Genomic DNA, 8,978 nt, shown 5'->3' on the forward strand with positions numbered 1-8,978 from the left:
GTGCCCGGCGCGCCCTTGCCGAAGCGCGCCGCATCGCCGCCGACACGGCCGAGGCTCATGCCGCTGACAATGCCGCCACCACCAGGGATCACGGTGTTGACGCGGATGTGCTGGTGGAAAAAGTCGTAGGCCATCGCGGCGCTCAACGCGATAACGCCGCCCTTGCTCGCGCTGTAAACCGCCATGTTCGGCTTGCCCCAGCCGGCGCCGGATCCGATGTTGACGATCGAGCCGCCGCCCTGCGCGATCATGTGGGGGATCGCCGCGCGGCTGGTGAGGTATGGTCCCTTCAGATTGACGGCGATAATGCGATCGAACAGCGCCTCGTCGGTGTCGAGCACGGTGCCGAGCGGACCGATCGCGGCGTTGTTGACGACGCCATCGATGCGGCCGAACCGCGCCATGGCCTGTGCGACCACTCTGCCGACATCGCCCGATTGCGACACATCGGCTTCGATCAATTCGGCGGACAGGCCTTCGCGATCGAGCTCCTGGCGCAAGGCCGGAATGGCGTTCTGCGCGGTGCTCGAGACCTGTGGCGCCTCGAGGCCGAACGTCACCACCGCATGGCCGCGACGGGCGAGGCCGAGTGTGATCGCGCGGCCGATGCCGAAGGTGCCGCCGCTGACGAGGATGGTTTTTCGGGGCGCGGTCATTCTGCGGCCTCCCGGTTGCCGGCAGGGGATCCAAGCAGCTCGTGCCAGCCGCCACCCTGCATGTAGGTGGACCAGCGGCGGTAGAAGCCGCGCGCGATCTGCTCGGTGACTTGCGTGGAGACATCGCCGCCGAGCGGATGATCGGTGACGTAGGCGCCCATCGACTGCTGATAGTTGAAGGGATAGCGCCGCGCGACCGTGCCGGTGCTCGCGGCGGTCGCATAGAGCCAGTTCTCCATGTCGTCCTGCTCGGTCATGCCGGCCGGGCCGGAGTAGCGCATGTAGTAGTGGCGCAGATAGTCCTTGGCTTCCTGTGGCGCATCCTTGTCGACCAGGAAGAAGCGCCAGCCTTCGGTCGAGGTCGGGCTGTGCGGATGCCAGGCGCAAAGTCCGCGCGGCTGACGACCGTGATAGGAGGTGTTGGGGAAGATCGTGCCGACGAAGGGCAGCAGCCGCGCGCCTTCGCCGAGCCGCCGCTTGCGCTCCTCGAAGCAGTGCCGGAAGTATTGTTCGAGGATCGGATTGTCGAGGAAGGACTCGGTGTATTCGTTGGCTTCCGGCTGGATCGCGCTGTGCACGCCGTGGCCTCCAGGAAAGCTGATCCAGACGTGCTGTGCCTTCTCCAGTTCGTCGTCGCGGCGGCCCTTCTTGCCGGCGGCTGCGCTCGGTCCGATGCCGATCAGATCGACCGAGCGGTGGCTCGGATTGTGATAGGTGTCGCCGAGGAAATTCTCGGCGGCGAATTTCCAGTTGGCGGGGAATACCCATTTGTGGACGCCGATCACCTCGGAGCCGCCCTCGCGGCCGTCGCGGCAGTCGAGCGCCTGGTCGAGGTGGATCCTGGCATCGCCGAGATAGGTGATGAAGTCGGGCGCATCCTTGTCCCAGGTCGCCCAGATCGAGCCCTTGTAGTTGCAGAGCTTCGCCACCGAGACCAGCGAGTTGGCCTCGCGGTCGAGCACGCCGTCATAAAGCGTCCGGTGCAGCGGAACACCCTGCAGCTTGCCGTCGGTGGTGTAGGTCCAGCTGTGATACGGGCAGGTGAACAGCGAGGTGTTGCCCTGCTCGTAGCGGCACACCTTCATGCCGCGGTGCCGGCACGAGTTCAGGAAGACGTGGATCTCGCCCTTCTTGTCGCGGCAGAGGATGACGGATTCCTCGCCCATCCGCGAGGTGTAGAAGTCGCCGGGATTGGGCACGAGGCTTTCGTGGCCGACCAGCAGCCAGGCGCGCGTGAACACTTTGTCGAGTTCCTGCCGATAGATATCGGCGTCCACGAAGATCTCGCGGCTGATGAAGCCACTCTTGACGTCAACAAGCTGATCGAAATCGTTGCGAAGCGGCATCGGCTCCTCCTTGTTTCTTGCATGCGCGACCGTGCGCCGCGGCGATTGGTGGTGCGTCCTATTTGTCGAGCTTGCAGCCGCCCGTTCCCTCGGGGCGGAACGCCTTGTCGCCGGGAATGACCGCGATCTTCTGGTAGTAGTCCCAGGGATATTTGCTCTCGTCCGGCTTCTTCACGCGATAGAGCGACAGGTCGTAGATGACGCGACCGTCTTTGCGGACGTGCGCGGGGCGGCCGAAGAAATCGACCGGCAGCTTGCGCATCTCGGCATTCACCGCCTTGGCCTCGTCGCTGCCGCCGGCCTCGATCGCCTTCAGATAGTGCCGCACGGCGGCATAGGTCGCCGCTTGAAGCTTGGTCGGCTCGCGTTTCTCGATCTCGATGAAGCGCTTGGCGAACGCGCGGGTGCCGTCGTCGTCATCCCAATAATATTGGGACGCGATGTACATGCCCTGCGCATCGCGCAGGCCGATCGAATGGACGTCGGAGATGAAGGTCAGCATGCCGACGATGGTCTGCCCGCCCTGTTGCAGGCCGAATTCGTGGGTCTGCTTGACCGCGTTGACGGTGTCGGCGCCAGTGCCGGCCAGTGCCACCACCTTGGCGCCGGAATTCTGCGCCGCCAGCAGGAAGGACGAGAAGTCGGTGGTGTTGAAGGGATAGCGTACCGCGCCGACGACCTTGCCGCCGGCATCGGTCACCGCGCGCGAAGCATCCTTCACCATGGCGGTGCCGAACGAATAGTCGACCGCGACGAAGAACCATTCCTTGCCGACGCGGCGGCTCAGCTCGCCGACCAGTCCGGCCGACAGCGCGTAGGTGTCGTCGGCCCAATGCGTGATGACCGGCGAGCATTTGTCGCCGGTCAAATCGGAGGTCGCGGCGCCCGAGACCAGCGCGGTCCGGTTGCTCTGCGTTGCGAGCCCGGCGACGGCGAGGCCGACCGAGCTCACCGCAAGATCGGTCACCGCGTCGACATGCTCGACGTCGAACCATTGCCGGGCGATCCCGACCGCGACGTCGGGCTTGTTCTGATGATCGGCCGAGAGGATCTCGATCGGCTTGCCCAGCACCTTGTTGTGAAAATCCGCGGCGGCAAGCCTGGCGGCGGTCACCGAGCCCGGCCCGCCGAGATCGCGGCCGCTGCCGTAATCGCCCAGGACCGCAATCCGCACCACGCCGTCGGAGATGCCCGAGCCATCGGGCGCGGCATACGCCAGTGACGTCGCGAGCATCAGCACGGCGATCGCGGACCAGCTGCGCGTGGCGTCTGTCTGAAGCAATTCCAATCCTCCCGTCATTTTTGACATGTCCATCTGGTGGACATAATTCTCATAATATGAGATAGTATCCATGCGGGCCGATTGGTCAAGCGCGCTGGATGCAGCGCGCCCTGCCGAATTTGCGGATGTGGACGGATGGCGAAGAAACCGAAGGCGGAAGCTCACGACGAGGAGCAGGGGGTGTCAGGCGTGCGCGCGGTCGACCGCGCGATCGCGATCCTGCAATGTTTCACCCCCGATCAGCCGGCGATGAGCGTGATCGAGATCCAGAAGCGCGTCGGGCTGAGCCGGCCGACGCTCTATCGTCTGCTGCAGACGCTGGCGCAGCGCGACCTGATCCAGGCCGAAGGCGATCCGCAGCGCTTCCGGCTGTCCCATGGCGTGATGAAACTGTCCCACGTCTGGTTGACGGGGCTCGAGGTCGTCGCGATCGCGCGCCCGGTTGTCGAAGGCCTGCGCGAGGCGACCGGCGAGACCGCCGCGCTGTTCCGCGTCCAGGAGGATCGCGGCATCTGCATCCTCGAATGCCAGAGCCGTCACGTGCTCTCGATCAGCCGCGGCGTCGGCGACAGTTTGAGCCTGACCCGCGGCTCGACCGGCAAGGCGATGCTGGCCTTCATGGACCCGGCGCGGCAGGCCGAACTCCTCGCCACCATACCGAGCAGCGCCGACCGTGCGCGGCTGGAGGAAGCCTTGGCATTTGCGCTGCGCAACGGCTATGCGACCAGCCACAGCGAGATCTTCGCCGGCACGGTTGCGGTCTCCGCGCCCTGCTTCGATCACCGCGGCGACGTCGTCGGTTCGGTCGGCCTCTACGGACCGGGCGCGCGCATCGACGAGCAAAAGCTGCTGGAATTCTCCAGGCTGGTGCGCGAGGCCGGCCGGCAGATTTCAGTTCTGCTGGGATTTCAGGGTGCTGAGCCGGCTGCTCCCGAACGCGCGTGATACGATCGGGCCGGCGGCGCTCAGCCCTGCCTTTATGCCGCGCGAGCCGGGGCATCGAAGGGACGGCGGCGCGGCTGATGCGCTGCAGGGAACCCGGACCAGGTTCGGCTTTCCTGGGGACCCGGCGCTGCGGTCGGGGCCAAACCCCGCCTCGATCCCGGGTGGTGGGCCGCGCATCAGGCAGACGTTAACGAATCTTCACGATCATGCGGGCTGCTTTGGCTTTTGGCCGCGGTCGGCAAGATCGACACGGGTCCCGAATTCGTTCACAGCTATGGCGATAGTTACGCAATCTATTGCTGGATTCGTCGCGACGGGACGCGCGCAACCTCGCCAGGACAGGCCTGGCCGACAACAATCGTATCGCGTCAAGATTTGCGAAGGAATTCCATGACGGCAAGCTGGGTCAATTCCCTGGTCGACAGTGGCGTCAAGTCCGACATGCTCAACTTTGCTGCGGACGGCGTCTTCACCGACGCTGAAGCCATCCAGTTGCTGGCGGATGTCGCCAATCGCGGGAGTGTCACCGCGAATGAGCTGAACTCGCTGCAGCTGATTGCGGCCAATCTGAACAGCGGCCTCTACACATCGGACTATGTCTCTCATCTTTTCAACCAGCTCGTAGATGGGAATCCGGCCAACGCCACCTGGACAGGGGGCGGCACTGCTCACATCACGCTCAGCAATCTGCAGGTTGGCACGACGTCGACGCAGATGTCTGAACTGATCGGAAAGTGGTTTCAGGGGACCGATCTTCCGGATCCGACTTTGCCGCCCGATGCAGGCGGGAGCGGCTGGACATTGCAGGGCTACAGCGCGGTTGTCGGGCCGTTGTATTCTTCGGCGGGCGCGGCCACCGTCAACGACATTTGTCAGGGCGCAGACGGCGATTGCGAATTGATGTCGGGATTGATCGACGTCGTCGTCTTTCATCCTCAAGTCATGAGTTCCATGATCGTGAACAATGGAAACGGCACCTATGGCGTGCGCTTCTATGTCAATGGTCAGGAGACATGGGAAACCGTCAATGACGAGTTTCCGGTCGTCAGTGGCACCGAACTTGACTATGGCCACAACTACAGTGAGCAACCCACTGCAATGTGGGTTGCCCTGGTGGAGAAGGCCTACGCGCAGCTCAGCGCAACGGGCCAGATCGGGCACCCGGCCGTCAACAGCTACAACAATATCTCGGCTGATCCCCTGACGAATGTCTTCGAGAACCTGACCGACGCGACGAGCGTGAACTACTATCTGAGCAGCGCGTCCAATTGGTACAGCAACAAGTCCGTCTATATCGCGGCACTCTCCAGCCACGACGACATCATCCTCGAGATTCCTTCGACGTCTCCGTACACGTATGACAGTGCCGGAAACGTCCAGCTGGTCCCGGATCACGCGTTCGGGGTCGTCGGCTATGACAGCGCGACGGGCAATTTCGTTGTTCGTAATCCATGGGGAAACAGCTATCCCGGCCAGAACTGGGATGTGCAATTTGAGGTTTCGCTGACACAGATCGCCAGCGAGGGCGGCGACTTCGTCATCGACAATTCCGGCGCCGTCGACGTCGCGCCCACGGTGGTCGCGTCAAACATCACCGGCCGCGTGCAAACCTCGATTGCAGCGTCGTCCATGTTCTATACGACGGGCGGTACTCTGCCCATCATCGAATATGCGCTTTGGGACTCCACGGGTAACGGGCACTTCACCGTGGGCGGGGTGGCGCAGGCGAGCGGGGTCGAGATCGACGTCGCTGCTTCACAATGGTCCAGCATTGCCTATCAGTTCGGTCCCGCGAGCGACCAGCTGTGGGTGGAGGCGTTCAACGGCGTATTCTGGAGCGCCTGGACCGAATTTACGGCAACCCCGGAAGGGCCCGTGGTGACGGGCCTAAACATGACGGCAACGCACGGCCAGAGCTTTGCCGTGTCCTCGCTGTTCACCTATTACGACCCGTTCGGCCTCGCAGCCGTCGAATACGATGTCTGGGACAGCGGCACCGGTGGCGGCCACTTCGTCCTGAACGGGGTGGCGTTTGCCGCCAATCAGGACAACTACATCACGGCCGCGCAGCTGTCGTCATTGACCTATCAATCCGGCTCCGGCGCGGACACGCTCTGGATCCGGGTCAACGACAGCACGGTGTGGGGCCAATGGTCGAACGCTTTCACGGTCACCGCGCCGGTCGATAGCGGTCCCGTTGCGGCGGTGTCGAACATTGTCGCGGCGCATGGCCAGAGTTATGCGGCCTCGTCCTTGTTCACCTACAGCGATCCGTTCAACAATCCTGCAACGCAATATGACGTCTGGGACAAGGGAACCGGTGGCGGACACTTCGTTCTGAACGGGGTGGCGCTTCCCGCCAACCAGGACAACTACATCACGTCCGCCCAGCTGGCCTCGTTGAGCTATCAATCCGGCTCCGGCATCGACACGCTCTGGATCCGCGCCAATGACGGCACCGTGTGGGGGGCGTGGTCGAGCCCCTTCACCGTCAATGCTCCGATTGACAACGGGCCCGTTGAGACGGTGTCGAACATCGTTGCACCCCACGGCCAGAGCTATGCGGCTTCGTCGCTATTCACCTACAGCGATCCGTTCAACAGCGCCGCGACCGCGTACGATGTCTGGGATAGCGGCACCGTCGGCGGCCACTTCCTTCTGAACGGCGTGGCGCTGCCCGCCAACCAGGACAATTACATCACGGCCGCCCAGCTGGCGTCGCTGAGCTATCAATCGGGCTCCGGTCTCGACAAGCTTTGGATCCGGGCCAATGACGGCACGCTGTGGGGGGCGTGGTCGAACGCCTTCACCGTCAATGCTCCGGTTGACAGCGGGCCCGTTGAAGCGGTGTCGAGCATCGTTGCGGCTCACGGTCAGAGCTATGCGGTCTCGTCGCTGTTCACCTACAGCGATCCGTTCAACAGCGCCGCGACCCAATATGACGTCTGGGACACCGGCACAGGTGGCGGGCATTTTGCTTTGAGCGGGGTGGCACTTGCGCCCAACCAGGACAATTACCTCACCGCGGCCCAGCTGGCGTCGCTGAGCTATCAATCCGGCTCGGGCGCGGACACGCTGTGGGTCCGCGCCAACGACGGCACCGTCTGGGGATCATGGTCAAGTGCTTTCACCGTGACCGCGCCGGTGGACACGGGTCCAGTGGTGACCCCGACCAATTCGAGCACGCTGTCCGTTCAAGGCCAGACGTTCTCGGTGTCCTCGCTCTTCACCTATTCGGATCCGTTCGGCAGTTCCGCGACATCATATGATGTCTGGAATAGCGGAGGCGGCAACGGCTACTTCACGCTGAACGGTGTTGCGCTCGGAGCAAATCAGGACAACGTCGTCGCGGCCTCGCAGCTCTCCCAGCTTGCGTATCACGTCGGGTCTGACACGGACACGCTCTGGATCAAGGCCAATGACGGGACCGTCTGGGGCGCCTGGTCCAGCGCCTTCAAGATCAGTGATCCCTCGATCATTCCAGCCGGACAGACCCTAGAGCTTGCGTCCCCGAGCTCGGCGCAAATCTCCTTCGCATCAGGCTCCGGGACACTGAAGCTCGACGATCCCGCCGACGTCTCCGGCACCGTCGCCGGCATGACGGGAGCCGACGTGATCGATTTCGCCAATATCAGTTTTGCGGCTGGGCAAACCGTGGGCTTTGCCGGCAACACCGCAGGCGGATCGCTCTCCGTTTCGGACGGCGTCCACGCCGCCAGCATCGCCTTGCTCGGAAACTACATGGCATCCACCTTCGTCGCCGCGAGCGATGGACATGGCGGCACGGCCATCACGGTGCATCCTGATCAGGTCGCCACGCTTGCCCCGCCGCAACATGCCTGAGCGGCGCCGCTGCTCCAACGCGCGGCCGCCTGCCTACGACGGCGCACCCATCGCATAGGGCTTCAGCACGGCATAGAGGAAGTCGTGCGTCGGGGTCGGCACGCCGAGCTTGCAGCCGAGCTCGACCACCTTGCCGCTTAGCCAGGGCAGCTCGAGCCGGTTGCCGCGCTCGAGATCGAGCGCCATCGACGCCTTCATCGCCGGCGGCGCATGGCCGATGAAGTCGAGCACTTTCGCAAGCGGGTCCGGTGGCAGCTTGACGCCGCTGGCGTGCGCGATGGCGATGATCTCCTCGCAGGCCGATACGAAGAACGGGCGCAGGTCGGGATCGTCGCGCAGCCTGCCGATCGGCTGGCGCGTGACCGCGGTCATGCCGGCATTGGTGGCGAGGCCAACGAACTTCATCCACAGCTCGGTGTTGATCTGCTCGCTCAGCGTGGCGTCGAAGCCGGCCTTCAGGCAGAGCGCGAGCAGCGCCTTGCCACGCGAGGTGATGCGGCCGTCGAGCTCGCCGAAGATCATCCGCATGAAGGTGCCGACCTGGTTGATCACGCCGGGCTTGATGATCGAGGCAGAAATCTGCGCCACGCCGCCCATCACGGCGTTGCGCCCGAGGATCGGGATCAGCCGGTCGGGCGCGTCGATGCCGTTCTGCAGCGGGATCACGGCGGTCTCGGGACCGACCATCGGCTTGATGTGCTCGCCGGCGCTCTCGACGTCCCACAGCTTGACGCAGAACAGCACGATATCGACCGGGCCGACGCTTGCGGGGTCGTCGGTCGCCTGGGTTGGGAGCAGGTGGGTTTCGCCGCGGCCGCCCTGAACCTTCAGCCCTTCGCTGCGCATGGCGGCGAGGTGCGCGCCGCGCGCGATGAAGGTGACGTCGGCGCCGGCGTGCGCCAGCGC

The 8,978-nt window shown here is 64.1% G+C and carries 6 protein-coding genes; 2 read left to right on the forward strand and 4 right to left on the reverse strand.

Translation table 11 applies throughout. The features are described from left to right. From H8B02_RS41610 to H8B02_RS41620, 3 genes are all read right to left on the reverse strand, one after another. On the reverse strand, positions 1-656 hold a 656-nt coding region (locus H8B02_RS41610; RefSeq protein ID WP_229171475.1), incomplete at its 3' end, for an SDR family NAD(P)-dependent oxidoreductase. After that, the gene (locus H8B02_RS41615; protein WP_229171476.1) at positions 653-2,002 is read right to left on the reverse strand and encodes an aromatic ring-hydroxylating oxygenase subunit alpha; all 1,350 of its coding nucleotides are present in this window, start codon (positions 2,000-2,002) and stop codon (positions 653-655) included. The genes H8B02_RS41615 and H8B02_RS41610, both read right to left, overlap by 4 nt. A gap of 58 nt (positions 2,003-2,060) precedes the next feature. Continuing rightward, positions 2,061-3,290: an ABC transporter substrate-binding protein gene (locus tag H8B02_RS41620; RefSeq protein ID WP_376711773.1), complete on the reverse strand. Its 1,230-nt coding sequence runs from the start codon at positions 3,288-3,290 to the stop codon at positions 2,061-2,063. Between the two features lie 129 nt (positions 3,291-3,419). Between H8B02_RS41620 and H8B02_RS41625 the strand changes: the two genes are divergently transcribed. Both H8B02_RS41625 and H8B02_RS41630 read left to right on the forward strand, forming a co-directional pair. After that, complete coding sequence (locus H8B02_RS41625) at positions 3,420-4,229, forward strand: IclR family transcriptional regulator (protein ID WP_229171478.1); 810 nt, start codon at positions 3,420-3,422, stop codon at positions 4,227-4,229. A gap of 390 nt (positions 4,230-4,619) precedes the next feature. Continuing rightward, positions 4,620-8,072 carry a C2 family cysteine protease gene (locus H8B02_RS41630; protein ID WP_229171479.1) on the forward strand — a complete coding sequence of 1,151 codons (3,453 nt, stop codon included), beginning with the start codon at positions 4,620-4,622 and terminating at the stop codon, positions 8,070-8,072. A gap of 33 nt (positions 8,073-8,105) precedes the next feature. Here H8B02_RS41630 and H8B02_RS41635 read toward each other — a convergent pair. Next, positions 8,106-8,978, reverse strand: an 873-nt coding sequence (locus tag H8B02_RS41635; protein ID WP_229171480.1) for a ketopantoate reductase family protein, incomplete at its 5' end; no start/stop codon positions are given.

Source organism: Bradyrhizobium altum, assembly GCF_020889705.1.
GTDB classification, from domain to species: Bacteria; Pseudomonadota; Alphaproteobacteria; order Rhizobiales; family Xanthobacteraceae; genus Bradyrhizobium; species Bradyrhizobium altum.

Coding starts and splice junctions, on each gene's coding strand:
- H8B02_RS41630 (WP_229171479.1), top strand. CDS start 4,620: ATGACGGCAAGCTGGGTCAATTCCCTGGTCGACAGTGGCGTCAAGTCC.
- H8B02_RS41615 (WP_229171476.1), bottom strand. CDS start 2,002: ATGCCGCTTCGCAACGATTTCGATCAGCTTGTTGACGTCAAGAGTGGC.
- H8B02_RS41625 (WP_229171478.1), top strand. CDS start 3,420: ATGGCGAAGAAACCGAAGGCGGAAGCTCACGACGAGGAGCAGGGGGTG.